The following is a 23,941-nucleotide window of genomic DNA, read 5'->3' as shown; positions in this document are numbered from 1 at the left end:
AGCACCCCTCGGCTGACAGGGACTACTCCCCCTTCGGCGCCGCCTGCTGTGCCACCTCGAACGACCACAGCGTGGAGCCGGAGGCGGCCGGCTTCGGGCGTTCCGCGCCTTCGCCGCCGCCCTGGTGGGCCGTCTTCATCGGGCCCTCCATCCATGCCTGGAAGGACTCCTCGTCCCGCCACCGCGTGTACACGAGGTAGTTGTCGGTGCCCTCGACGGGGCGGAGGAGTTCGAACCACTCGAAGCCGTCGGAGGACTCGACCGCGTGGGCGCGGGAAGCGAACCGCTTCTCGAGGACTTCCCGCTGCTCGGCAGGGACAGTCAGCACGTTGATCTTCACCACACTAGGCACATGACACCTCTCAGGAAGTACAGGCAAGGCGCTGAACCGAGCCTTGATCACGTACGTGCAGTCTCTTACATCCGCCAGTCAAAACGGCGTGAGGACGACTCCCAGGCATCGCATGTGGCGCAGCGCGAAAGGTGCGCCTCGCTTATCGCGTCGAGGGGGTGGAGCGACGCGGGCAGCTTCGAGGACGTGGGCAAGTCCGGATGGGACCCAAACATCCAGCGCCCGGGGTTCGAAGAGATGATGACGGCCGTGCGCGGCGGACACGTGGACGCCGTGGTCGTCTTCTCGCTGTCCCGCCTGACTCGCCGTGGCGCATTGGAAGCCATGCGGATCACCGAAGAGCTGGAATCGCACGGCGTGCGTCTGGTCAGCGTCGAAGAGCCGTACCTCGACACGTCCACCCCGGTCGGTGTCGACATCCTCGCCATCATCGCGGGTCTGGCCCAGCAGGAGTCCGACATGAAGTCGGCCTATGTCTCCGTCACCAAGGACACGCTCCGGCGGGCCGGCAGCCACGTATCCGGCATCCCCCCGTACGGCTTCACGGCAGAGCGGGCGACCAGCGGCAAGCTGTCCGTCGTTCGGCTCGTCCCTGACGCCGTAGAGAGTTCGCACGTCCGGGACATGGCTCGGTGGGCGGCAGAGGGCTTGTCCGCCTCGCAGATCGCCAAGCGGCTCAACGAGAACGGCGTACCGACGAAGGCGGAGTCCCTGGGGAAGTCGGGGGCCAAGCGCCTCGCTTCGCGCCGCGCGCGCGGAGTCTCGGAAGCCGTGGAGCGGTCTGCATGGGTGTCGTCCACCGTCCTGCGCATTCTGAGGGACCCGCGCCTTGCGGGGTACGCGATCGAGTGGCAGGGACGGGTGCCGGCGAGCAAGGATGCCGACGGCAACCCAGTCCCGGGCAAGACAGGGAAGCGCGTCATCTTGCGTGACGACGAAGGGCAGCCCGTCCAGTCGCACGAAGCACTGATCCCCACGGAGGAGTGGTGGAAGCTACAGGATGTGCTGGACGGCCGGACGCAGGTCGTCGTGAGGGCGGGCCGACGCGTCCCGACCCTGCTGGCCGGGTGCGGACTTCTGTTCTGCGATGTCTGCGGATCGGTAATGGTGACCGACCGACGGGGCGGGAAGCTCTACTACAAGTGCAACCGGGCAGGGGGAGTCATCCCCGGCCACGGTGGTCTCGTCATCGGCCAGGACGCGGCGGACAACGAGACGGCCAGGCGGGTATGGGCCCGTCTCATGGCCATGGACCCCGACGACCCGGAAGATCTCGAATGGCTGGCCGAGGCGTCACGGCGCTTCGCCCGCCAACAGGACACGTCCCAGCGGGACGCCGAACGTGCGGCAGTGCAAGCTGAGCTGGAGCACGTACGGGAGTCTCGCCGCATCCTCCACGTGGACCGACTGGCCGGCGTCTACGAGGACGAGACAGGTGCGCAGATGTTCAGGGAGTCCATGGCGCGGTTGGCTGCTTACGAGGAGCGGACAGCCGAACGGTTGGCACAACTGAAGGCGACCGACAGCCGAACCATTCAGATCCCCAATGAGTGGACGAGCGTGGGGGGAGATCCCATCGGGGAAGGATCGACATGGGCGGCGTGGGACCTGGAAAGGAAGCGGGAGTTCCTGGCGCTCTTCATCGACTCCGTGAGGATCGCCAAGTCTGTCGGCAGGGGCCGGAACGCGAACACACGGGACCGTGTGCTCGTGCGATGGGCTGAGTCGCCAGAGCACGCGGACACCTGAGCCACCTGGCAGGTCTTGTATCGACCCGTTGCCGGTGACGCCCGCACTGACTGAACTGGCTGGCCCCCACGAGGCAGTGAAGGCAGCTACAAAGCTCCCACCCGAGCGGCACGCTCCGAACTCGGTGCCGTTCTTCGGGTCGCTGGCTCCCTGTCGGGCGAGACCGCCCCACAGTAGAGCGAGGAGGTGCTGAAAGTGGCGACTTTCGACAGCCCTTCAGTAGGCATATCTACCGGGTCCCTCTGACATTGGCGGCTGCCCGCTGTGCCCACCATGCTGGCAGCAGCCTCTCTGCGCAGTACAGGCACAAGGCCCCGATAACGCGGGTCGCGACGTCAAGCGTTGCCATGGCTTCATCGGAGCCATGCTCGATCCTCAAGTAGACACTGCCGGAGCGGTGTTCAAAGGCAGTCTCGGCGGTGCGGCCGCGCGTGCTCTTGGTCATGGACGCAGGACACAGCGTCTAGGGCAATCCGTCAAATCGTTCAAATGCGGACGTTCGAATGATCAGAACCGAAAGGAAGCCTGCCCTTTCGCCTACCCCATGCACCGCTGGACGTGATCCCCATGCCCAGACGACCCCGCCATCCCCGTGCTCTGTCCCGGTCTGACCCGAACTGATTATGAGCCCGCCCCGCCGGACCTCCCCCCGGTCAGGAGCGCCAGACCCAGCCCCAGCACGGCCAAGCCGCACCAGGAGGGGACCGGCAGCCGCTCGCCGAGGGCGGCGACGCCCAGTACCGCCGCCACCGCCGGCTCGGCGAGGGTCAGGGTCGTCGCCACCGACGCGGGTGTGCGGCGCAGGCCGTGGCCGTAGAGGCGGTACGCGAGGGCGACGGTGAACAGGGCGAGGTACAGCGCCACCGCCGCGCCGCGCGGTTCGGTCAGCCACCGCGCGTCCGTGCCCGCCACCAGCGGCAGCACGAGTACGCCCGCCGCCCCGAACAGCACGCCCATCACCGCGTCGGACTCGTGCCCGCCCGCGATGAGCCTGCCGCCGATCAGCGAGTAGACGGCGTACGACAGTCCACCGCAGGCGGCGAGCGCCACGCCGGTCATGTCCAGGGGCTCGCCCTCGCCGCTGAACCGCGGGCCCAGGACGAGCAGCGTGCAGCCGAGTACGGCCGCCGCCGTGGCGGCCGTCCAGCGGGCGGTCGGGCGGGACTGTCCCGTGGCCCAGGACAGCAGGCCGGCGAAGACGGGTGCGCTGCCCAGCGCGATCACGGTGGCGACGGCAACGCCGGTGCGGGCCACCGCCGGGTAGAAGGTGACCGGGTAGCCGGCCACGGCCAGGGCGCCGAGCGCGAGCAGCCATCGTTCGCCGCGCGTGCAGGCGGCGGGCAGGGCGCGGGCGCCGCGCGAGGTGACGTAGAGCAGGAGGCCGCCGAGGGTGAGGCCTGCGCAGCCGATGGCGGCCGCGGGAGCCGTCGCGGGAGCGAGGGCGCTGGCGGTTCCGGTCGTGCCCCACAGGAGGGCCGCGATCAGGATGGGGGTGGGGCCGCCGAGGAGGCCTGCGCGGCGCGGACGCGTGCAGGGGCGGGACCGCTGGTGCGTGGCAGGCGTGTTCGGGGAGGGCGTGCTGGTGGAGGGCGTGCGAATCGGCACTGGCGTGAGTCTTCCGTCGTCGAATGCGCCCGGGAATCCGGGAATCGGTAAGGGATTCGAGACGGGCGCACGACATCACCCCGTGACCGGGACCGCCCTGTGCGGGCCGGCCGGGGCCGGGGGTCGAACGGAAGTCGAACCGTCGGTGTCCGCGCCCGTCAGGCGCAGAGCGGCGGCAGAACGACGTGCCAGTAGGTGTTCACCCGGTGAGCGTAACACCGGGCCGGAGCCCAACCGGCGGCACAGGAACCGGCCACCGGCCAGGAACCGGCACAGGAATCCGGCACAGGATTCACAGCGGAGCGCGCCTCACAGGTACTCGAAGAACCTCGTCCACCACGTCGCCTCACCAGGCTGCACGGCGTGCGCCGCCATCCGCTCGTCGCTCTCGGAGTCCGCGAGCCAGGTCACGCCGTCGTACGGGCGGTGCAGCAGCCGTGCCGGCACCACCCGGTAGCCGAGGTCGGTCAGTGTGGTCTCGACGCGTTTGCGGTCCCCTTCGGACAGGGCGCCGGCCGCGACGGCCGCGTCCAGGTCCGGGTGGCTGTCCGGCCGGGGGGCGAGGATGACGGCGAGGTCGCCGTAGTTGCTGAGCCGTACGCAGATCCACTCGCCGGCCTCCGTCGCGCGCGGCGGGATGCGCAGGGCGAAGTAGTAGGAGGCGTCCTGGATGCGGTCGTCCAGCCGGACGGGGTTCTGGTGCTCCCGGCTGAACACGTCGTTCAGCCGTTTCCTGAGGAGTGCGGCCCGCATGCGGGCCTGGGCCAGGTCGAACCCGTCGGGGAATTCGAGGTGTTCCGGTCCGGGCAGGCGGTCCAGGGCATGGAACAGCTCGATGATGGAGCGGTCTTCGTCCATGGCGGACAGCGTAGGGCGCCGGACCCCCTGTCCGTGACGGCATCGCGCGATCTCGGCCGCCCTCCGCGAGGCCCTTCGGTGCCTTCGGCGGCCCTGCGTGGCAGGTCCGGCCCGTTCGGAGCAGCGCGTTCCAGTCAATCCGCGTCCCCGCGGTGTCCCCCGATCTCGCACGCGCGCGCCGGCGGCGCGCGTGAGCCGGCGGCGACGGGGCCACCGTCCCGCCGGGCGCCACCTTCCCGGCGCTCACTTCACTCTCGTACGACCATTCAGCTCCCGTAAATCTCTTCGAGTCTCTTTGAATCTCGTACAACCCTCCCGTCACTTCGTTGGTCTCCCCTTCGCCAACCGGACCGTGAACCCGAGGACAACTCCCGGCAAAGCAGGGACAACCCGGTGATCACGCCATCCGGCGCACCCATTGACTCCGGGACGCCCGCCGGGCATCCCCGCATGCCGCAGGAGATCCGCATGCAGCACACCCTGCGACTCGCCCTCGCGACGGCCACCGCGGCCGCGCTGACGGGCGGGCTGCTGACGTTCACGGCCGCGACGGCGACGGCCGCGGACTCGACGCACGTCCCCCAGGCCGACTTCAACGGCGACGGCATCGGTGACATCGCCTTCAGCGCCTCCGGCGCCTATGTGAGCGGCAAGCAGACCGCCGGCCAGCTCGTCGCCCTGTACGGCACCGCCACCGGCGTGTCCTCCGCCAAGCGCTCCGTCATCAGCCAGAACACCACGGGCGCCCCGGGCACCGCCGAGACCGGCGACGGCTTCGGCGCCGAGCACGCCTACGCCGACTTCAACGGCGACGGCTACGACGACCTCGCCGTCTCCGCCCCCTGGGAGGACGTCGGCGGCGACCAGGACGGCGGCGGCGTCGCCGTGCTGTGGGGCTCCGCCAAGGGCCTCACCGGCGCCGGTGTCACCGTCGCCGACCCGGCGCCCTCCGCGCACGACCTGTGGGGCAAGAACCTGGCCGCCGGCGACTTCGACGGCGACGGCAAGGCGGACCTCGCGGTCGGCAACAGCTCCAGCACCATCCACGTGTTCAAGGGTGGCATCGGCGCCACCGGCAAGCCGGGCCTCGGCCGTCAGACCGTCAAGCCGCCGATCCAGTCCGGCGGTACCGCCCGCGGCCCGCTCAACCTCACCGCGGGCGACGTCAACGGCGACAAGCGCACCGACCTCGTCGTGGACGGCTTCGAGACCCAGACCGACTACGGCTGGAACACCAACTACCTGCTGCCCGGCACCGCGAGCGGCCTGTCCACCGCCTCCGCGAAGACCCTCAAGGCGGGCGTGATCACCGCCATCGGCGACATCGACGCCGACGGCTACGGCGACATCGTCACCGGCATGTACTGGAACCGGACCGACGGCGACGGCCTGACCTTCCCCGAGGCCTCCGACGGCGGCAAGGTGTGGATCACCTACGGCGCCGCGAGCGGCACCGGCTCCACCACCGGCGTCACCCAGAACACCGGCAACGTGCCCGGCACTTCCGAGAAGAACGACTACTTCGGCTACGAGCTGGACCTCGGCGACGTCAACGGCGACGGCTACCAGGACCTCGTCGTCGGCGTGGCCGGCGAGAACATCGACGGCATCACCGACACGGGCATGGTCACCGTCCTGTACGGCTCGGCCTCCGGCCTGAACACCGCCTCCGGTGCCCAGTCCTTCGCCCAGAGCACGGCCGGCGTCCCCGGCGAGGACGAGAAGAACGACGCCCTCGGCGCCGACGTCAAGCTCGACGACGTCACCGGCGACGGCCGCGCCGACCTGATCGCCGGCTCGTACGAGAACGACGGCAACGGCGCGATCCTCTACCTGCCGTCCGACGGCACGAAGATCACCACGACCGGCAGCCGCACCGTCTCCCCGAGCACGAGCGGCGTCTCGACCACCGGCACCCCGTCCTTCGGCGTCAACATCGCCGACTGAGCCGTCGTCCGACCACCGCCGGGCCCGCACCCCCGGGGCCCGGCGGCCCACCCCACTCCTCCAAGCAGCCCCGCTCCTCCGACCAGCCCCGCCCCTCCGACCCGGAGCCTTCCTTGCGCAAGCGCAGCCTCCTCATCGCGGCCACCCTCGCCACCGGCCTGCTGACCGCCCTGCCCGCCACCCCGGCCGTCGCCGCGCCCTCCGGGCTCGCGAGCGACTTCAACGGCGACGGCTACCGTGACGTCGCCCTCGGCGCGATGGGCGCCGACGTCGGCTCCGTGCAGGGCGCGGGCGCGGTCGTCGTGCTGTACGGCTCGTCCACCGGCATCTCGGCGGCGAAGAAGACCGTGATCACACAGAACTCCACCGGCGTGCCGGGCGCCGCCGAGTCCGGCGACCGCTTCGGCAGCAGCCTCGCCGCCGGCGACCTGAACGGCGACGGATACGCCGACCTGGTCGTCGGCTCCGAGTACGAGGCCATCGGCGACCGCGACGGCGTCGGCTCGCTCACCGTCCTGTGGGGCGGCTCCGGCGGCCTCTCCGGCGGCGCGGGCCTGCCGCAGCCGGCCGACCTGCCCGAGTGGGGCGGCTACGGCGCCGCCGTCGCCACCGGCGACTTCGACGGCGACGGCAAGACCGACGTGACGGCCACCGGCCAGGGCCGCGTCCACCTCTACCGCGGTTCGTTCACCCGCACCGGCACCCCGCTGACCCACAACGACGTCGGCGAGCTGGGCGGCGCGTACGAGGTGATCGCGGGCGACATCAACGGCGACAAGAACGCCGAGCGCGTCTACCCGTTCCTCGTCACCGGCGACGAGCGCGGCCAGATCGGCTACTTCCGCCACGACCCCGGCAACATGGACCACCCCGAGTCGGACTACGCCCTCGTCGACCTGCCGAACGCCGACGGCGAGCACGGCACGATCGGCGACATCAACGGCGACGGCTACGGCGACCTCGTCCTCGGCGACTACGCCGACCCGCAGACCGGCGTCCCCGGCGGCCACAAGGGCGGCCAGATCAGCGTCTGGTACGGCGGCCCGAACGGCCCCGACCCGGCGCAGACGCCGACCGTCATCCACCAGGACACGGCCGGCGTGCCCGGCTCCGGCGAGACCGACGACGTCTTCGGCGCGTCGGTCGCCGTCGGCGACGTCAACGGCGACAAGTACGCCGACGTCGCGGTCGGCGCGCCCGGCGAGGACCTGGGCTCGGTGAAGGACGCCGGCGCGGTGACCGTCCTGTTCGGCTCCGCGGCGGGCCTGACCGGCACCGGCGCCAAGAGCTACAACCAGGACACCGCGGGCGTGCCCGGCTCGTCCGAGTACATGGACTGGTTCGGCGGCACCGTCCGCCTCGTCGACTTCGACAAGACCGGCAAGGCCGACCTCGTCGTCGGCGCCGCCTACGAGAACGGCACCGGCGCGATCACCACCCTGCGCGGCACCGCCTCCGGCCCGACCACCACGGGCTCCGTGTTCATCTCGGGAGCGAACGTCTCGCTCAAGGGGGACGCCAACTTCGCCTGGGCGATCGCGCAGTGACGCCGCGCGGCACGTGACCCCCAACACCCCGGCCCGCCCTGCCCCTTAGGGGATGCGGGCCGGACATCCGTAAGGGATGTCACAGCTCGGCCGCAAAGCCGGGCCCGGAACCCCGGGCCCGGCACGTCACTCTCCGGGACCAGGTACGTTCGATGACGTGGCTGGATTCAGGATCGGACGCGGCGGCCGGGAGAACCGCGCCCCGCACACGCGACCGCAACACCCCCCGTACGGACAGCAGGCGCCCCAGGGCCCGTCCTACGGCCAACCTCCGGCGCCGCAGCCGCACCCGTACCCGGGTCAGCAGAGCTACGGCGGTGGCAGCGGCGGCCCGTGGCCCCCGTCGAACGGCGGGCACGGGGGCTACGGCGGGCACGGCGGCCGTGGCGGACACGGCGGACACGGTGGGCACGGCGGAGGGGAACCGGAGTACTTCGGCGACGACGGCTCCTCGTACCCCCACCCGGGCACCGCGGACCCGTACGCGGCCAACAACCCCGGCCACACCCAGGCGTTCGCCATCGGTGAGGACCCCTACACCCACAGCGACACCTACCGCGCGGGCTCCACGGCCCCGTCCGGCCCGATCGGCCCGCGGCTGCACTGGAAGGAACTGCTGAAGGGCGTCGTCCTCGCCCCGAACCAGACCTTCCTCCAGATGCGGGACTACACGATGTGGGTCCCCGCCCTCATCGTGACCCTCCTCTACGGCCTGCTCGCGGTCTTCGGCTTCGACGGCGCCCGCGAGGACGCGATCAACGCGACGCTCTCCAACGCCGTCCCGATCGTCCTGACGACCGCGGTCGCCATGGCGGTGAGCGCCTTCATCCTGGGCGTCGTCACCCACACCCTGGCCCGCCAGCTCGGCGGCGACGGCGCCTGGCAGCCGACGGTCGGCCTCTCCATGCTGATCATGTCCATCACGGACGCGCCCCGCCTGATCGTCGCGATGTTCCTCGGCGGCGACGCCCCGTTCGTCCAGATCCTCGGCTGGGCCACCTGGGTCGCGGGCGGCGCGCTCCTGACCCTGATGGTCTCCCGGTCCCACGACCTCCCGTGGCCGAAGGCACTGGGCGCGTCGGCGATCCAGCTGATCGCTCTGCTGTCGATCGTGAAGCTGGGCACGTTCTAGCAGCCGTCGCACGGCTCACGGAAACGGCAAAGGGCAAAGAGAAAAGGGAAAAGGGAAAAGGGAAGGGCCCCTGGCACGACGCCAGGGGCCCTTCGCCCTTTCTCATGAACAAACCGGGCTCAGGCGTCCAGCACCTGCCCGCTCCGCTTCACCACGGGCGGCTCGACCGACCACGGGAAGTTGATCCAGTCGTCGGTCCGCTTCCACACGTACTCGCACTTCACCAGCGAGTGCGACTTCTCGTAGATGACCGCGGAGCGCACCTCGGCGACGTGCTCCAGGCAGAAGTCGTGCACCAGCTTCAGGGTCTTGCCGGTGTCGGCGACGTCGTCGGCGATCAGCACCTTCTTGTCGGTGAAGTCGATCGCGTTGGGGACGGGCGCGAGCATGACCGGCATCTCGAGGGTCGTGCCCACGCCGGTGTAGAACTCGACGTTGACCAGATGAAGGTTCTTGCAGTCCAGCGCGTAGGCGAGGCCGCCGGCGACGAAGACGCCGCCGCGGGCGATGCTGAGCACGATGTCCGGCTCGTAGCCGTCGTCGGCGATGGTCTGCGCGAGCTCGCGGATCGCGGTGCCGAACCGCTCGTAGGTCAGGTTCTCCCGTCGTACGTCGCTCACGCTGCTCACACCTGCGTCCTGTGGAAGTTGAGGAAGGAACGGGAGGCGGTGGGACCGCGCTGCCCCTGGTACCTGGACCCGTACCGCTCGCTCCCGTAGGGGGCGTCGGCCGGCGAGCTGAGCCGGAACATGCACAGCTGGCCGATCTTCATGCCGGGCCACAGCTTGATCGGAAGGGTGGCGAGGTTCGACAGCTCCAGGGTCACGTGCCCGGAGAAACCGGGGTCGATGAACCCGGCGGTGGAGTGCGTCACCAGCCCGAGCCGCCCGAGCGAGCTCTTCCCCTCCAGCCGCGAGGCGAGATCGTCGGGAAGCGTGATCACCTCGTACGTGCTGGCCAGCACGAACTCACCGGGGTGCAGGATGAACGGCTCGTCCCCCTCCGGCTCCACGAGCCGCGTCAGATCCGCCTGCTCGACGGAAGGGTCGATGTGCGGGTACCGGTGGTTCTCGAACACCCGGAAGTAGCGGTCCAGCCGCACGTCGATGCTCGACGGCTGCACCATGGATTCGTCGTAGGGATCGATCCGTACCCGCCCGGCGTCGATCTCGGCCCGGATGTCCTTGTCTGAGAGAAGCACGCCCCGAGGATACGCAAGGCGCGCGGAGCCCCCACAATCGCGACGACTCCACGCGCCCATGCCGTACCCGGATGCCTCGGACCGGCTACGACCGACTACAGCCGGTCACCGGCAGCCAGTGCCGGTCGGTGCCGGACGTGCCGGCTAGTGCTTCTCCAACGCCACCGGCACGACGCTCCGCAGCCGCGCACAGCGCGGACAGCGGACGAGCCGCCCCGGGCCGAGGCGCTCGGCCTGCTGCATCGGGAACGAAGCGGTGGTGAACACGTGCCCATCGGCACAGCGGACGACGGTGCGCTCCATCAAGTCCTAGAGTCCCTTCCCCAAGAGCCGCGTCTGGCTACTGCTTGCCTGACGACAAAAGCCACACTACGGGATCAAAGGGAAGCCCCTCCAGGCGGCACTCCGGTCCCGCCCGCCCCCTCTCCGTACCCCAAAGGTACGCCCCAACTCCCGCTCGCCGCAGCCGCCTCACACCCCTGAAACACACTCAGGCCCCTCGGCGAGAACACCGGGAGCCTGCGGTTTGGTACAGTGGGCGAGCGTTCGGACACCGGCTCTTCGGTCGGCGTCTTACGCGGGTGTAGTTTAATGGTAGAACATCAGCTTCCCAAGCTGAGAGCGCGAGTTCGATTCTCGTCACCCGCTCCACGAAGAAGGCCCAGGTCGGAGACCCGGGCCTTTTTGCTGTCCTCAGTGATCACTCGCCGCGTGCCAGATTCGTGCCAGAAGGCTTGTCGGCGGCCTTCTTCGCGGCCTCGGCGCGAGCCTTCCGCACGGTCGCGTCGAGGCCAGCCGCCACCTCTTCCTGCCGCTCCTCGTCGGAGTGCTGGTAGATCAGCGCGGCCCACTTCCGCCCAAAGGTGCTGCGCCGGAAGGGAGCCCCTTTCTCGCCGACGAAGATCAGCCCGTCCGACCCCGGCTCAACGTACGACTCCGAATGCCGGCCTCGGTAGGATTCCTATTGCTTGGGTGGCATCCTCACGGATCGGCTGTCATGGGATGCCCTGTGGTCGACGGCCGATAGCGTGGCTGAGGCCGGTGGGGGTGCAGCGAGGCATACGCGCGCCTGATCAGTTGACGCAACCGCCGTCGTGGCTAACTTCGTCGGCTGAGCTTCGCTCCACTTTCGTGCCAGAGCAGGGGTCAGCCGTGGTCATGAGGGTGCCTGGCAGACGAGTTGCCGGGGGACCAGATAAAGCTACCGAGCGTGCTCGCAGGGTTCCTCACGAGAATCGTCTAGCAATGCCGATCACGGCCGGCTTGCCGCCGGGGCCAGAGAGGGGACCTCTCTCCCCGGCCCTTCACAGCTCAGGTGTGGTGGCACGACAGGGCTGCCAGCGGCCGACTGCATCGAGACTCACTGGGTGACCGCCTCGGCCGTAAACCCCGCCCGTTTCGGGGCATAGCTCGAACCGATAGCTGCACCGCGACGAACTGCACCGGGGCCGTTGGCTAGTGACGGCTCTCCTGCGGTATCACTTGCGGTACTTGCCTAGGATCTGTCGCAGGCCGACGATCTAGGCTTTGTCGTTTGAATCAGCCCGGCTGCGAGGGACGGTGCGTCCTGGCCGAGTCGAGCGGGGTCTGGTGCGTGCAGCTGCAAGGCGGAGGAGGGAGTCGACGCGGCGCGTCGGCGACTGACGACAACGCGGCAGATGTGCGTGCCAGATCCTGCGACGCCGGGATGATCCAAACGACAGGGCCTAGCTCCGCTGACCGGACGACAAATAGACAGCAATCACCTAGAACCAGGTTTCGACCGCGCCGACCTCGATCCCGGAAGCGCGCAAGTCGTCTTGGATGTCCGAGTAGATCTGGTCAAGCAGATCGGATTCTGATCCGTTATAGCCGACCGGAATTTGGTCGTAGTTGTTGACCTTGTAACTGAGTCGATAGCCGGGCGCCTGACTGTCGTCACCGTCATGCCAGTCAAATTGAACGTCGATCGTCGTGTTTCCAATCACGTATTCGTCCGAATTCTCGTCGCCCGTTCGATCGATGATGTACTCGATTGGATAAGTGAAGTAATAGCAGTCGTCACGCTTCATCGAGCGAATCTCGTCATAGTCACTCGTGTCGAATGCCATCAAGCCCTCCGTGCGCTATTCAGAGAACGGCCTCGGGTCATGCTGATCCATGGAAGTCTTCGTGGGAGTCGTAGATATTGTCCCTCGAAATACTGTTCTTGTGTCCACACTCTTCGCACTTCCACGTGTAACGATGGTCATCGAAGCCAGCTTGATCGTTTAGGTGCTCTCCGCACCTGTCGCAGTATCAGTCGACGTCTGGAAAGCGTTCGCTCATTAAGTCCTCAGTTCCCCGATGGTGTCGTCGGTCTCCGGTTCAGGAGACTCGATCTTTCTTGACGATCGCGCCGCAAATGGAGCCAGCGAACAGGTACTTCGCCGAACAGAACCGTAGCCGCGGACGCACAGGAATGACGCCAAGATCGGAATCCGGCTGTACTGACAAAAGCCTTCCTCGACAGCGGGATCTGCGCCGCTTGGGTCGGAAGCCGCGGCCACCTCGGCCAGGTGTCGAAGCTGCTCCACTTACATCCAACGCTGACATCAACGACCCCGGACGGCGGCGGCACACGTCATCCACATGTGGCAGCGGTAGACGAGGCAGGTGCCGACCAGGCCGAGCTTAGATCGAACTCCTAAAGCGAGTGTCGAGGGCTGATGTCATTCCTCGCGGTGCTGAGCGAACACCTGCTGCTGCTCGTCCCGCCAGGTCCAGTTGGCTGGGCGGGAGAAGGGCAGGTTTCGAGCAAGGCTGGAGAACTGGTCGGATGGCTCCCGGCTCGCCTTGTTCACCACGATCGCCGAAAGCATCGGTGCTCGTCCGTCCTCATTACAGTGGAGGCATACATCCTTGAGCAGGTAGGTCATAACTCCGCGGTGAGGTGGAATGGAGTCGAAGCCCCGTGCCTCCAACTCGGCGCTCAACTCCCCGTACGTGATGGTCTGTCCCCGACGGGCCCACTCCCGCAGGATCTCCACGGCCGCTTCGACCGCTGCCGGGTACTCCGGGTCTTTGATCCTCATTGCCCCTCCCCCATCGCGTGGCCACTGCCCAGGCTTCGCAAACCGGTCGGGCACCGGCCCGGTACTGCTACAAGCAGACGAAGAGATCGTGCCAGAACCGTGCCAGATCGTGCAGGGAACCACGGGGAATGGCGGTGACCAGGGGCCAGCCTGTCAGGCTCCGGGGCCGCTCCACCGCAGGTCAGCTCGGCGACCACTCCTAGACAACCTCAGATTCCCAAGCTGGGCGCGCGAGTTGATTCTCGTCACCCGCTCCATGACTACGTCATCGCTCGAATCGTTGACCGGGTCGAATCGGAGCCCGACCTGCTGAGTCGGTCGATCCAGGCCATGCACGGAAGCCGAACTCGATCCGGAGATCCTCAGCGAGCTCGGTCCGCTCGAAGCCGATTCAAGCGTCGTGCGCCAAGTGAACAAGCTGAGCCGGGCCACGGTGACGAAGTCGACCGACATCGAGCCGGAGGCATTTAGACAGGGTGCCCCCCAGCCGGCCTGCCGCCTGGGCAGGAGACCGCTGAGCCAGAGCCGCGTCCGCGCGGCGAGCGCCGCTTCTGCAAGGCGGCGCGGCTCAGACCTTCTCGGCGCTCAGGCGGGGATGCTCGGCGGTGAGCAGCGCGATGTCTTCCACGTCCGAAGTCAGAATCGTCACCCGGCCGGGATGCTGCAAGGCGGTCGCGCACAGCATGGCGTCGATGGCGTACTTGTGGCCGTGCAGCCCCGCTGCCCGCAGCAAGGCGGCAGCGGATTGTGCGACGGCTTGGGTCACAGGCTCGACGCTCAGGCGGGACATGGTCCACTTCAGTGCGGCGTCGTTGATCTTCGGATGGATCACCTCGACCAACACTGCCGCCGAGGTGATCACGGCCAAGTCCGCGTCGCGAGCCGCCGTCAGCCACTCGTGGATCTCCCGATCCCGCTGTACGGCCTTCGCCAGGCCCTCGCTGTCCAGAACCAGGACACCGCTCACGCTGCCGCCCCTGCGTTCGGGGCGTCTCCAGTCAGCCGGGCACGCTTGGCCGCCACGGCCTCGGCGTCGGCCGGGCCGTGCACCTTGTCGAAGTCCGCGATCAGCTCGTCCAGCTTGTCGCGCTCGATCTGCCGCTGGGCCGCCTTCTCCAGGTAGGCCGAGACGCCTCGCTTGCCGACCCGCTCACGGATGGCCTGCAGAGTTCCGGCGGTCAAGGTGACGGAGATACCGCTGGTGGGGCCGTCGCCGGGCGGGAAGTCAACGTCGTCGTCAGTCACACTCCGAGTATGCCATTCGAAATGGCACAGCAGGCGGCGAGTGCACCGGGCGGACCGTGTGCTGCCGTCTCCTCAGCCCAGGGGGCTTTTTGTTGCCCCAGTGAGTTCGGCGGCGCCGAAGGAGACGTCGAATCGGTCGCACCAGATGGTGACGCTGCGGTATCGGGACGGGTCGATGTCTTCGGGGACGGGGTAGTTCTGGCTGCCCTTGTTGCCCTTGAGTTTGCCGAGGCTGACGTGGGTGCCGTTGTCGAAGACGTGCCAGCCGGCGCGGCCCTCCTTCACGGGGGCGTCGGTCAGCCAGACGCGCAGGTCGGGGCCGTTGCTGGTGTCGAGGTTCTCCAGGCGTACGACGTGGGATCCGTCTGCCAGGCGTATGAGCTTCACCGTGCCGGACGTCGTGTGCTCGTGGCTGATCAGGTCGCCGTCCGCCACCGTCGTCGGTGCCGCTTGGGCAGCCGGGGCGGTGGACGTGCCGGGCAGGGCTTCCTGGACCGTCTCGTCCTGCCACAGTTTCCACGGCTGGAACCAGTAGAGGCCGAAGCCGACGCCGATGGCCGTTGCCGCCAGCGCGCCGGTCGCCCACCGTCTCGTCCACGTGATCCGCGTCCGCCTCATGCCGTCCGCCTCCTGGGAGTCGCCCGTCCTCGCCTCCATTCAATGGGCGGGCGTGGCCGTTCGGGGCGGTCGGCGGGTGACGAAAGTCTTACGTCCGTCTCAGGCCTTACGGAGTCATGACGTCCGGGCGTGCTCCCGTGGTGCGGCGGTGGGGCGGGCCTAGCGTGGTCGTATGCGTGTACTGGTCACCGGCGGTGCCGGGTTCATCGGGTCCCATGTGGTCGAGGCGCTGGCCGCGCGCGGGCACGAGCCGGTCGTGTTCGACGTGCGGGAGGATCCCGGCGCCGACGTGCGGGATGCGGAGGCCGTCGGACGCGCGCTCGCCGGGGTCGACGCCGTCTGTCACCAGGCCGCGATGGTCGGGCTCGGCAGCGGGTTCGCCGACGCGGCGGGATATGTCTCGCACAACGACCTGGGCACCGCCGTGCTGCTCGCCGCCATGGCGGAGGCGGGCGTCGGGCGGCTGGTGCTGGCCGGGTCGATGGTCGTCTACGGGGAGGGGCGGTACGAGTGCCCGCGGCACGGGGTCGTACGGCCCGGGCCGCGTGCCGTCGCCGACCTCGACGCGGGCCGGTTCGAGCCGCCGTGTCCGGTGTGCGGGGCGGATCTGGCCCCGGGCTTGGTCGGCGAGGACGCACCGGTCGATCCCCGGAACGTGTACGCCACGACCAAGCTCGCGCAGGAGCACCTGGCCGCCGCCTGGGCCCGCTGCGCCGGCGGCTCGGCGGTGGCGCTCCGCTACCACAACGTGTACGGGCCCGGGATGCCCCGCGACACCCCGTACGCCGGTGTCGCCTCCTTCTTCCGCTCGGCGCTCGCCCGGGGCGAGGCACCGCGCGTGTTCGAGGACGGGCGGCAGCGGCGGGACTTCGTGCACGTGCGGGACGTGGCGGCGGCCAATGTGGTGGCGCTGGAGGCGGAGGCCGCTCCGGGTGTGCTCACGGCGTACAACACCGGCAGCGGTGATCCGCACACCGTCGGCGAGATGGCGCGGGCGCTGGCCGCCGCGTACGGCGGGCCCCGGCCGGTCGTCACGGGTGAGTACCGGCTCGGGGACGTGCGGCACATCACCGCCGACTCGTCGCGGCTGCGGGACGGGCTGGGGTGGAAGCCGGAGGTGGGGTTCGCCGAGGGCATGGCGGAGTTCGCGCGGGCCGGGATGCGGGGCGCGTAGGACCGCGGGGTCCACGGGGGAACGGGACCGGTGGTGCTGCCCGCGTTCAGGAAGCGGCGGCGGGCAGCACCACCTCGAAGCGGCAGCCGCCGGGGATGTTGCGTACGGTGGCCCGCCCCTGGTGTGCCTCGACGATGCCCCGGACGATGGCGAGGCCCAGGCCGGCGCCCGCCGGGGGCGTCCGCGCGTGCGTGCCGCGCCAGCCGGTGTCGAAGACGCGGGGCAGGTCCTCCTCGGGGATGCCGCCGCAGCCGTCCGTCACCGACAGCACCACGCCCTCGGCGGAACGCTCCGCGGCGACCGAGACCGTGCCGTCGGCCGGCGTCCGGCGAATGGCGTTGACCAGCAGGTTGCCCAGCACCCGGCTCATCTCCCTGCCGTCCACCTCCACCGGTACGGGCTCGATGTGGTCGCCCACCAGCCGCACCCCGTGCTCCCGGGCGAGCGGGTCGGCTCCCGCCAGCGCGTCGCCGACCAGGTCGTAGAGGGAGAGCCGGGTGGGGGTGAGGGGGAGCGTGCCGGCGTGGATGCGGGAGAGTTCGAAGAGGTCACCGACCATGTCGTTGAGGCGTTCGACCTCGGTGCGGATCTGCTTCAGGTAGCGGTCGGGGTCGGCGGCGACGCCGTCTTCCAGGGCCTCCGACATGGCGCGCAGGCCGGCGAGCGGGGTGCGCAGGTCGTGCGAGATCCAGGCGACGAGTTCGCGCCGGGAGGTCTCCAGTGCGCGTTCCCGTTCGCGGGATTCGGCGAGCCGGGCGCTGGTGGCCGCCAACTCACGGGTCAGTGAGTGGAGTTCGGCGGTCGTCGGGCCGTCGGGGGCCGCGAAGTTTCCGCCGTCGCCGAACGACCTTGCCGCGGCCGCGAGTTCGCGGCTGCGGGCCACCACCCAGCGGCCCAGGAGGAGTGCGGTGGCCATGGAGACCACGGCCGCCATGGCGACGACGGTCGTGACGACGGTCAGGTCGTGCGGGTTCAGGAACATCGCCCATGCCACGGCCAGCGTGCCCGCGAGCATGGCGACGACCCCGACCGCCGCGACCACCGCGAGCGACGCGGTGAGCGAGCGGCGCCGGATCAGGCGCAGTACGGCCGCCCCGGCCAGCCCGGTGGCGGCGGCACCGGCGAAGGCGTAGACCGCGATGAGAAGGGTGTCCCGCACGCTCACTCACCCCCCGGTTCGAAGCGGTAGCCCACGCCCCACACGGTCTGGATGAGGCGGGGCCGAGCCGGGTCGTCCTCGACCTTGCCGCGCAGGCGGCGCACGTGGACCGTGACGGTCGACAGGTCGCCGAAGTCCCAGCCCCACACCTCGCGCATCAGGTCCTCGCGGCCGAACGCCCGGCCCGGATGGCGAAGAAAGAACGAGAGCAGGTCGAACTCCCGGACGGTGAGGGGAATTTCGTTGCCGTTCTTGGTGGCGCGGCGGGCCGTCGGGTCGACCGTCAGGCCGGCCGCGGTCAGCCGCTGACCGGTCGCGGCGGGCCTGCTGCGGCGCAGCACCGACTCCACGCGCAGCACCAGCTCGCGCGGGCTGAAGGGCTTGGTGACGTAGTCGTCGGCGCCGACTTCCAGGCCCAGGATGCGGTCGTCCTCGTCGCCGCGGGCGGTGAGCATGATGACCGGGACCGGCCCGTGCCCCCGTATCCGGCGGCACACCTCCAGGCCGTCCATGCCGGGCAGCATCAGGTCCAGGACGACCAGGTCGGGCCGGTGGGCGGCGGCACGGGCGAGGGCCGTCGGGCCGTCGTCGGCGCGGTCGACCACGTACCCGGCGCGGTCCAGGTACCCGGTGACGACCTCGGCGACGGTCGGGTCGTCGTCGACGACCAGGATCCGGGAGGTCCGGGAGGTTCGGGAGATCCGGGAGGGTCCGCCTGCGGTCTCCTCGTGCTGATACGGCTGCTGCATGCCTCCCAGCCTGGCACCGGGCGTCCGCCTGCGCCGGGCCCGAGCGTCGCCGGCGCCTCGACGTCCGCGTTTCGTAAGGAGCGGACGTCCGTTATGCCCTGTTCGCGTTCGTAGGGTGAGACCGTGACGACGACACCTTCAGACGTCGACGTGGTGCTGCCCTGCCTGAACGAGGCCGAGGCCCTGCCCTGGGTGCTCCGGCGGATCCCGCCGGGCTGGCGCGCCCTCGTCGTCGACAACGGTTCCACCGACGGCTCCGACCGGGTCGCCCGCTCGCTCGGCGCGTCCGTCGTGCACGAGCCGCGCCGGGGCTTCGGCGCCGCCTGCCACGCCGGGCTGACCGCCGCCACCTCCGACGTGGTGTGCTTCTGCGACTGCGACGCCTCCCTCGACCCGTCGCTCCTCGTCCCCTTCGTCCGCGAAGTGCGGGACGGCGAGGCCGATCTGGTGCTCGGGCGGCGGCGTCCGCAGGGCCGGGGCGCGTGGCCCGCGCACGCCCGCGCCGGAAACCTCGCGCTCACGCGGATGCTGCGCCGCCGTACCGGGCTGCGGCTGCACGACCTCGGACCCCTGCGCGCCGCCCGCCGCGAGCCGCTGCTCGCCCTCGGCCTCACCGACCGGCGCAGCGGCTACCCGCTGCAGATGGTCGTCCGCGCGGCCGACGCCGGCTGGCGGATCGCCGAGCACGACGTGCCTTATCTGCCGCGTACCGGGGCCTCGAAGGTGACCGGTACGTGGCGGGGGACGTGGCAGGCCGTGCGGGACATGAGCCGTGTGCTGAGTGAGGCTCCGGCGCACGGAGGAGGAAGCGCCCGTTGAGTCCGTCGAACCCGTCGAGTCCGTCGAACCCGTTGCGTCCGCCGAACCCGTTGCGTCCGTTGCCTCCGTCGAGTGCGTCGAGCCCGTTGCGTCCGTTGCCTCCGTCGAGCCCGTCGCGTCCGTCGCGTCCGTCGCGTCGGCTGCCCACGCTCCTGGTCATCGCCAAGGAGCCTCGGCCCGGCCGGGTCAAGACCCGGCTCACGCCGCCGTTCACGCCGAAGGAGGCGGCCTCGCTGGCCGAGGCGGCCCTCGCGGACACCCTGCACGCCGTGGCGGCCACGCCCGCCTCCCGGCGAGTCCTCTGCCTCGACGGCACGCCCGGCCCCTGGCTGCCGCCCGGCTTCGACGTCGTACCGCAGTGCGCCGGCGGGCTGGACGTGCGGCTGGCGGACGCGTTCGCGCACTGCGACGGCCCGGCGCTGCTCATCGGGATGGACACGCCGCAGGTGACACCGGAACTGCTCACCGTGGACTTCGCCGACTGCGACGCGTGTTTCGGCCCCGCAGAGGACGGCGGCTTCTGGGCCCTCGGCCTGGCGGACCCCGACCCCGCGCTGCTGCGGGGTGTCCCCATGTCCACGCCCTCGACGGGTGCGGTCCAACGGGGCCGGCTCGTCGCCGCCGGCCTGCGGGTGCGCGACCTGCCGCGCCTGCGCGACGTCGACACCGCCGCCGACGCCCACGCGGTCGCCGCCCTGGCTCCGGAGGGGCGCTTCGCGGCACGGCTGGCCCGGTGTCCGACGGTCACGCCGCCCCACCCACCAGACCCCCGCCCGCACTCCCAACCCCCCACCCAGCCCAATCCCCGCCCGGGCCCGCCCCGATGAGCACCCCGTCCGCCACCACCCTCGCCTGGGCGGCCGCCGGCCCGTACGCCGCGGCCCTGCGCGCCGGTCGCGGGCCGCTGTTTCTGCGGCGGGACGACGGGTGGCTGCTGCCGTTGGAGGTGGAGCGCTGGTGTGCCCGGGCCGACGTGGTCGACCGGGAGGTGCTGGACCGGTGTGAGGGGGCCGTGCTGGACGTGGGGTGCGGGCCCGGGCGGCTGGTGGCGGAGCTCGCCGTCCGGGGACGGGCCGTCCTCGGCGTCGACGTCAGTCAGGCCGCCGTCGACCAGACGGTGCGGCGCGGGGGTCAGGCGCTGCGGCGCTCGGTCTTCGAGCCGCTGCCCGGCGAGCGCCGCTGGGGCACCGTCCTGCTCATGGACGGCAACGTCGGCATAGGCGGCGACCCGCGTGCCCTGCTGGACCGGGTCGCGGAGGTCCTGCGTCCCGGCGGCCTGCTGATCGCCGAGACCGCTCCGGTGGACGTCGACGAACGCGCCCGGGTCCAGGTCGTCGACCTCAGCGGTGCCGACGGAGCCGACGCCCCGTTCCCCTGGGCGCGGCTCGGCACGCGGGCGCTGCTGCGGTACGCGCGGGGCTGGGACCTGGCCGGTCAGTGGACGGCCGGCGGCCGGTGCTTCGCCGCTCTGCGCACGCGCAGCGCCAGCAGCAGTGCCGAGCCGCCGAAGAGGGCCGCGGTGATCAGCAGCCAGCGGGCGAGGAACACGTCCGCCGGCAGTGCGGTGCCGAGCCGGTAACGCCGCTCCACCGTGCCGCTGATCAGCGGGAACCACACGAGGAGGAGCAACCCGGACAGGGCCGCCGGCACGCGCACGTACGGCACCCACTCGCGGCGCCGGGCCGCGCCGAGCCCTCGTACGACCGCCTGGTCCAGGGCCGCGTACAAGGGCAGCACCACCAAGTCGTGCAGCAGCGCCGCGCCGACGAACCACAGCGCCACGCCGAACCAGTCGTCCGCGAGCAGCCGCACGCCCGCGTAGCCGGCCAGCGCGAAGGAGCAGCCGAGCAGCAGGAGCTGGAAGGGGCTTCCGACAGGGATGCGCAGCCGGCTCGTCGGCATCACAGGTCTCCGAACGTCAGGCGGGCCACCCACTTGGTGTTGAGCACACCGGGCGCGGCGGGCACGATGATCCGCGCCGGGTAGCCGTGGTCGGGGGACAGCGGCTCGCCGTTGACGTGGAGCGCGAGCAGGGAGCGCGGGTCGGCGACCTGGTTGGCGCGCAGGGCGGCTTGCCGGAAGGCACCGCGCTGCTGGAGGGACTCGACGAACACGTCCGGCGGGTCGTCCCCGTAGCCGACGAGCGCCGCCAGGTCGCGCAGCCGTACCCCGCGCCACCACTGGTCCGACGTCGACCAGCCCTCCACGCAGGCGATGGGCAACGCCGCGCTGTGCAGGGGGAGTTCGGCGAGCCGGGCTCGGCTCAGGCGGACGGTGCCCGTGCGTCCCGTCACGACGAGCCGCCATGTGTCCTCGACCGTCCGAGCCGCGTCGATCCCGGCGTACGCGGCGGTCTTGTTGATCTGGAACCCGTTCGGGCCGCTGCCGGGGTCGCCCCCGCCGTGCGGTGCGAGGAGGGCGGTGCGCCGCAGCGGGCCGTCGAAGTTCTGCCCCGCCGTCGTCGCGAACAGCAGCAGCGAGCCGCCCCCGACGAACCACAGGGCACCCCGGCGGGAGACGGTCGGTTCGGCGGGGCGCGGGGACACCAGGTCGCTCTTCTCCTCCACCGGTTCCCGCAGGTGCCGCAGGTTGCGCAGTGCCGTGGGCAGCTTCAGCAGCGCGTGGGCGACGAACGCGGCGAAGAACACCCACGCTCCGTAGAAGTGCAGCGCGTAGAAGGAGCCGGGGAAGACGTAGTCGAGCTGGATGTTGAGCACACCGGTGACGAACTCGAACAGCGCGCCGCCCACCAGAAGCAGCAGCGAGATCCGCTCCAGGGCGTGCGCGAGCGAGCGGGCCGGCGGCAGCGCGAACAGTCTCGGCACCACGGACCACAGCTTGGCGAGCAGGACGGGGATCAGGGTGATGCCGAGGGTGACGTGGACGCCCTGGTTGAGCCGGTACAGCCAGTGCGGATCGGTCGGCCAGGCGAAGAGGTAGAAGCCGAGGATCCCCTTGTCCGGTGTCTTGTCGTTGACCGGTGCCAGGTCCGGGTTGTAGGCGGCGTACGAGACGAGGCCCGTCACGAACAGCACGGTGATGCCGGCCAGCAGGACGATGCCCAGCACCGAGGTGAACCAGGGGCCGCGCAGCGGGCTGCGCCAGAAGCCGGGCGAGGAGGGGAGCCGTGGGGCGTCGGGGGCGTCGCGCATGTCCTGACGGTAGGCCGGAAGCACCCCGCGAAAGGGTGCTCGACCCATGACGAAACGCTGACGTCGGGCCCGGACGGCGGTCCGGGACCGGCCGCGCGGCCTAGCGTTCCGGTGTGATCCGCACCCTGCCCTCCGCCGAGCCCGATGCCGCTCGCTCCGGCGTGCCCCGCGGCCCGCGCCGCGACCTGTACGCCGCCGGGGCCGCCGTGCTGCTCGTGGCGGCGGCCGTGCTGACGGGCCGCCACATCCAGGGGACCAGCCACACCCTCTTCGTCGACTGGGCCCCGCTGCTGGCGTCCTGGGGGCCTCATCTGGGCCCCGGCACTCCGGCGGCCGTCCTGCTGGCCGTCGCCGTGGTGGCGTACGGGCCCGGTCTCGCGGCCCGTCTCCCCTGGCGGGCCCTGCTGCCGGTGGCCTGGAGCACGGCCACGGCGTGGATCTGCTCCCTCGCCCTGGTCGACGGCTGGCACCGGGGCATCGCCGCCCGGCTCACCACCCCGCACGAATACCTCCAGGTCATCGACCGCTTCCACGACATTCCCGCCGCCCTGCGGGACTTCACCCGGCACATCCTGGTGGGGTCCCCCGACAACTGGCCCGCCCACATCGCCGGCCACCCGCCCGGGGCCACCCTCACCTTCGTCCTGCTCGACCGGATCGGGCTGCGGGGCGGGGGCTGGGCCGGGGTGTGGTGCATCACCGTGGGGGCGACGGCCTGCGTGGCCGTGCTGGTCACGATCCGTGCCCTGGCCGGTGAGGCACTCGCGCGCAGGGCGGCGCCCTTCCTGGTCCTGGCCCCGGCCGCCGTGTGGATGGGCACCTCGGCCGACGCGTACTTCACGGCGGTGGCGGCCTGGTCGGTGGCGCTGCTGGCGCTGGCGGTCACCGGACGGGCCCTGTGGTGGGCGGCGGCGTCGGGGGTGCTGTTCGGCCTGACCTGCTATCTGTCGTACGGCCTCACGCTCGTCGCCCTGATCGCGGCGGCGGTCCTGGTGCTCGGCCGGGACGGCGTCCGGGAGCGGCCCGTCCTGCTGGTGCCGCTGCTCGCCGGACTCGCCGTGGTCCCCACGGCGTTCACGCTCGCCGGGTTCGACTGGTGGGAGGCGTACCGCCTGCTGGTCACCCGCTACCACCAGGGCGTGGGCGGCATCCGCCCCTACGGCTACTGGGTGTGGGCCAACCTGGCCTGCACGGTGCTGATCACGGGCCTGGCGACGGCGGCGGGCCTGCGGCGCACCGGCGCGGCGCTCCTGAGGCACCGGGGCGGCGCCGCCTCCCGGCGGGCCGCCGATGCCCGCCTCGCGCTCCTCGTGTCCGCCGCCCTGCTCGCCCTGCTGGCCGCCGACCTGTCCGGCATGAGCAAGGCGGAGACGGAACGCATCTGGCTCCCGTTCGCGCTGTGGCTGCTCCCGGCCTGCGCGTTTCTCACCGGCCCCCGCGCCTGGCTCGCCGGCCAGGCGGTACTCGCGCTGCTCCTGAACCATCTGCTGCGCACCGGGTGGTGACCGCTCGCGGGGCGCGCGGGTCGCTGTTAGGCCGAATGGCCGGAGCGGGGCGTGCCCGCGCGGGTGGTCGGGCACG

The 23,941-nt window shown here is 70.8% G+C and carries 22 protein-coding genes, 1 tRNA gene and 1 pseudogene; 10 read left to right on the top strand and 14 right to left on the bottom strand.

What is annotated here, in order from left to right:
- Positions 1-22: 22 nt before the first annotated feature.
- The gene (locus AMK31_RS26210; protein ID WP_073943117.1) at positions 23-352 is read right to left on the bottom strand and encodes an antibiotic biosynthesis monooxygenase family protein; all 330 of its coding nucleotides are present in this window, start codon (positions 350-352) and stop codon (positions 23-25) included.
- On the opposite strand from AMK31_RS26210, the gene AMK31_RS26205 reads away from it, so the two are divergent.
- Positions 353-2,101, top strand: coding sequence for a recombinase family protein (locus AMK31_RS26205; RefSeq protein WP_073943116.1), 1,749 nt, complete (start codon positions 353-355; stop codon positions 2,099-2,101). It abuts the gene before it with no gap.
- 621 nt (positions 2,102-2,722) lie between these two features.
- On the opposite strand, the gene AMK31_RS26200 is transcribed toward AMK31_RS26205, so the two are convergent.
- Positions 2,723-3,706 carry a DMT family transporter gene (locus AMK31_RS26200; RefSeq protein ID WP_241842726.1) on the bottom strand — a complete coding sequence of 328 codons (984 nt, stop codon included), beginning with the start codon at positions 3,704-3,706 and terminating at the stop codon, positions 2,723-2,725.
- 309 nt (positions 3,707-4,015) lie between these two features.
- On the bottom strand, positions 4,016-4,564 hold the full coding sequence (locus tag AMK31_RS26195; RefSeq protein ID WP_073943115.1) for a hypothetical protein: 549 nt from the start codon (positions 4,562-4,564) through the stop codon (positions 4,016-4,018).
- A 468-nt stretch (positions 4,565-5,032) separates the two neighbouring features.
- On the opposite strand from AMK31_RS26195, the gene AMK31_RS26190 reads away from it, so the two are divergent.
- The 3 genes from AMK31_RS26190 (at position 5,033) to AMK31_RS26180 (ending at position 9,190) form a co-directional block, all read left to right on the top strand.
- On the top strand, positions 5,033-6,511 hold the full coding sequence (locus AMK31_RS26190) for a VCBS repeat-containing protein (protein WP_073943357.1): 1,479 nt from the start codon (positions 5,033-5,035) through the stop codon (positions 6,509-6,511).
- A 113-nt stretch (positions 6,512-6,624) separates the two neighbouring features.
- A complete protein-coding gene (locus tag AMK31_RS26185) occupies positions 6,625-8,058 on the top strand; it encodes an FG-GAP-like repeat-containing protein (protein ID WP_073943114.1) in 1,434 nt (477 codons plus the stop codon).
- Positions 8,059-8,134: 76 nt separating this feature from the next.
- Positions 8,135-9,190, top strand: coding sequence for a Yip1 family protein (locus AMK31_RS26180; RefSeq protein WP_073943113.1), 1,056 nt, complete (start codon positions 8,135-8,137; stop codon positions 9,188-9,190).
- A gap of 119 nt (positions 9,191-9,309) precedes the next feature.
- Here AMK31_RS26180 and AMK31_RS26175 read toward each other — a convergent pair whose 3' ends face one another.
- On the bottom strand, positions 9,310-9,810 hold the full coding sequence (locus tag AMK31_RS26175) for a phosphoribosyltransferase (RefSeq protein WP_073943356.1): 501 nt from the start codon (positions 9,808-9,810) through the stop codon (positions 9,310-9,312).
- A 5-nt stretch (positions 9,811-9,815) separates the two neighbouring features.
- A complete protein-coding gene (dcd, locus tag AMK31_RS26170; RefSeq protein WP_073943112.1) occupies positions 9,816-10,391 on the bottom strand; it encodes a dCTP deaminase in 576 nt (191 codons plus the stop codon).
- Between the two features lie 577 nt (positions 10,392-10,968).
- Between dcd and AMK31_RS26165 the strand changes: the two genes are divergently transcribed.
- Positions 10,969-11,042, top strand: a tRNA-Gly gene (locus AMK31_RS26165).
- Positions 11,043-11,091: 49 nt separating this feature from the next.
- On the opposite strand, the pseudogene AMK31_RS41650 reads toward AMK31_RS26165, so the two are convergent.
- The 6 genes and pseudogenes from AMK31_RS41650 to AMK31_RS26135 form a co-directional block, all read right to left on the bottom strand.
- Positions 11,092-11,337: pseudogene (locus AMK31_RS41650) on the bottom strand (tyrosine-type recombinase/integrase); the annotation flags it as partial.
- Between the two features lie 799 nt (positions 11,338-12,136).
- Entirely contained in the window at positions 12,137-12,481 is a 345-nt protein-coding gene (locus AMK31_RS40725) for a hypothetical protein (RefSeq protein ID WP_158074551.1), read from the bottom strand.
- Between the two features lie 600 nt (positions 12,482-13,081).
- Positions 13,082-13,444, bottom strand: coding sequence for a hypothetical protein (locus AMK31_RS26150; RefSeq protein WP_073943110.1), 363 nt, complete (start codon positions 13,442-13,444; stop codon positions 13,082-13,084).
- 568 nt (positions 13,445-14,012) lie between these two features.
- A complete protein-coding gene (locus AMK31_RS26145) occupies positions 14,013-14,411 on the bottom strand; it encodes a PIN domain-containing protein (RefSeq protein WP_073943109.1) in 399 nt (132 codons plus the stop codon).
- Positions 14,408-14,689, bottom strand: coding sequence for a hypothetical protein (locus AMK31_RS26140; RefSeq protein ID WP_073943108.1), 282 nt, complete (start codon positions 14,687-14,689; stop codon positions 14,408-14,410). Before AMK31_RS26140 ends, AMK31_RS26145 begins: the two co-directional genes overlap by 4 nt.
- Positions 14,690-14,761: 72 nt before the next feature.
- Complete coding sequence (locus AMK31_RS26135) at positions 14,762-15,307, bottom strand: DM13 domain-containing protein (protein WP_073943107.1); 546 nt, start codon at positions 15,305-15,307, stop codon at positions 14,762-14,764.
- 172 nt (positions 15,308-15,479) lie between these two features.
- Between AMK31_RS26135 and AMK31_RS26130 the strand changes: the two genes are divergently transcribed.
- A complete protein-coding gene (locus AMK31_RS26130; protein WP_073943106.1) occupies positions 15,480-16,481 on the top strand; it encodes an NAD-dependent epimerase/dehydratase family protein in 1,002 nt (333 codons plus the stop codon).
- A 46-nt stretch (positions 16,482-16,527) separates the two neighbouring features.
- Here the strand turns inward: AMK31_RS26130 and AMK31_RS26125 are convergent, their stop codons facing one another.
- Positions 16,528-17,640, bottom strand: a complete 1,113-nt coding sequence (locus AMK31_RS26125) for a sensor histidine kinase (RefSeq protein ID WP_073943105.1) — start codon at positions 17,638-17,640, stop codon at positions 16,528-16,530.
- Positions 17,641-17,642: 2 nt separating this feature from the next.
- Positions 17,643-18,389: a response regulator transcription factor gene (locus tag AMK31_RS26120; RefSeq protein ID WP_241842725.1), complete on the bottom strand. Its 747-nt coding sequence runs from the start codon at positions 18,387-18,389 to the stop codon at positions 17,643-17,645.
- A 123-nt stretch (positions 18,390-18,512) separates the two neighbouring features.
- On the opposite strand from AMK31_RS26120, the gene AMK31_RS26115 reads away from it, so the two are divergent.
- From AMK31_RS26115 to AMK31_RS26105, 3 genes are all read left to right on the top strand, one after another.
- A complete protein-coding gene (locus tag AMK31_RS26115; RefSeq protein WP_073943104.1) occupies positions 18,513-19,208 on the top strand; it encodes a glycosyltransferase family 2 protein in 696 nt (231 codons plus the stop codon).
- Between the two features lie 140 nt (positions 19,209-19,348).
- Entirely contained in the window at positions 19,349-20,035 is a 687-nt protein-coding gene (locus AMK31_RS26110) for a TIGR04282 family arsenosugar biosynthesis glycosyltransferase (protein WP_079186946.1), read from the top strand.
- A complete protein-coding gene (locus AMK31_RS26105) occupies positions 20,032-20,787 on the top strand; it encodes a class I SAM-dependent methyltransferase (protein WP_073943103.1) in 756 nt (251 codons plus the stop codon). The genes AMK31_RS26110 and AMK31_RS26105 overlap by 4 nt, the downstream gene beginning before the upstream one ends.
- Before the next feature lie 322 nt (positions 20,788-21,109).
- Here the strand turns inward: AMK31_RS26105 and AMK31_RS26095 are convergent, their stop codons facing one another.
- Entirely contained in the window at positions 21,110-22,360 is a 1,251-nt protein-coding gene (locus AMK31_RS26095; RefSeq protein WP_073943102.1) for a molybdopterin-dependent oxidoreductase, read from the bottom strand.
- A gap of 161 nt (positions 22,361-22,521) precedes the next feature.
- Here AMK31_RS26095 and AMK31_RS26090 point away from each other — a divergent pair, with 161 nt between their 5' ends.
- On the top strand, positions 22,522-23,865 hold the full coding sequence (locus tag AMK31_RS26090; RefSeq protein WP_073943353.1) for a hypothetical protein: 1,344 nt from the start codon (positions 22,522-22,524) through the stop codon (positions 23,863-23,865).
- Positions 23,866-23,941 lie beyond the last annotated feature (76 nt).

The sequence above is a fragment of the Streptomyces sp. TSRI0107 genome, assembly GCF_001905845.1.
Taxonomy (GTDB): domain Bacteria; phylum Actinomycetota; class Actinomycetes; order Streptomycetales; family Streptomycetaceae; genus Streptomyces.
The sequence above is the reverse complement of the archived record's forward strand: the minus strand, read 5'-3'. Positions and strand labels throughout refer to the sequence as shown.

Excerpts from the sequence above, each read along its gene's own strand:
- AMK31_RS26120 (WP_241842725.1), bottom strand. The coding sequence starts at position 18,389 with ATGCAGCAGCCGTATCAGCACGAGGAGACCGCAGGCGGACCCTCCCGG.
- AMK31_RS26095 (WP_073943102.1), bottom strand. The coding sequence starts at position 22,360 with ATGCGCGACGCCCCCGACGCCCCACGGCTCCCCTCCTCGCCCGGCTTC.
- AMK31_RS26130 (WP_073943106.1), top strand. The coding sequence starts at position 15,480 with ATGCGTGTACTGGTCACCGGCGGTGCCGGGTTCATCGGGTCCCATGTG.
- AMK31_RS26105 (WP_073943103.1), top strand. The coding sequence starts at position 20,032 with ATGAGCACCCCGTCCGCCACCACCCTCGCCTGGGCGGCCGCCGGCCCG.
- AMK31_RS26150 (WP_073943110.1), bottom strand. The coding sequence starts at position 13,444 with ATGAGGATCAAAGACCCGGAGTACCCGGCAGCGGTCGAAGCGGCCGTG.
- AMK31_RS26135 (WP_073943107.1), bottom strand. The coding sequence starts at position 15,307 with ATGAGGCGGACGCGGATCACGTGGACGAGACGGTGGGCGACCGGCGCG.
- AMK31_RS26190 (WP_073943357.1), top strand. The coding sequence starts at position 5,033 with ATGCAGCACACCCTGCGACTCGCCCTCGCGACGGCCACCGCGGCCGCG.
- AMK31_RS26195 (WP_073943115.1), bottom strand. The coding sequence starts at position 4,564 with ATGGACGAAGACCGCTCCATCATCGAGCTGTTCCATGCCCTGGACCGC.
- AMK31_RS40725 (WP_158074551.1), bottom strand. The coding sequence starts at position 12,481 with ATGGCATTCGACACGAGTGACTATGACGAGATTCGCTCGATGAAGCGT.
- AMK31_RS26180 (WP_073943113.1), top strand. The coding sequence starts at position 8,135 with ATGTCACAGCTCGGCCGCAAAGCCGGGCCCGGAACCCCGGGCCCGGCA.
- AMK31_RS26205 (WP_073943116.1), top strand. The coding sequence starts at position 353 with ATGACACCTCTCAGGAAGTACAGGCAAGGCGCTGAACCGAGCCTTGAT.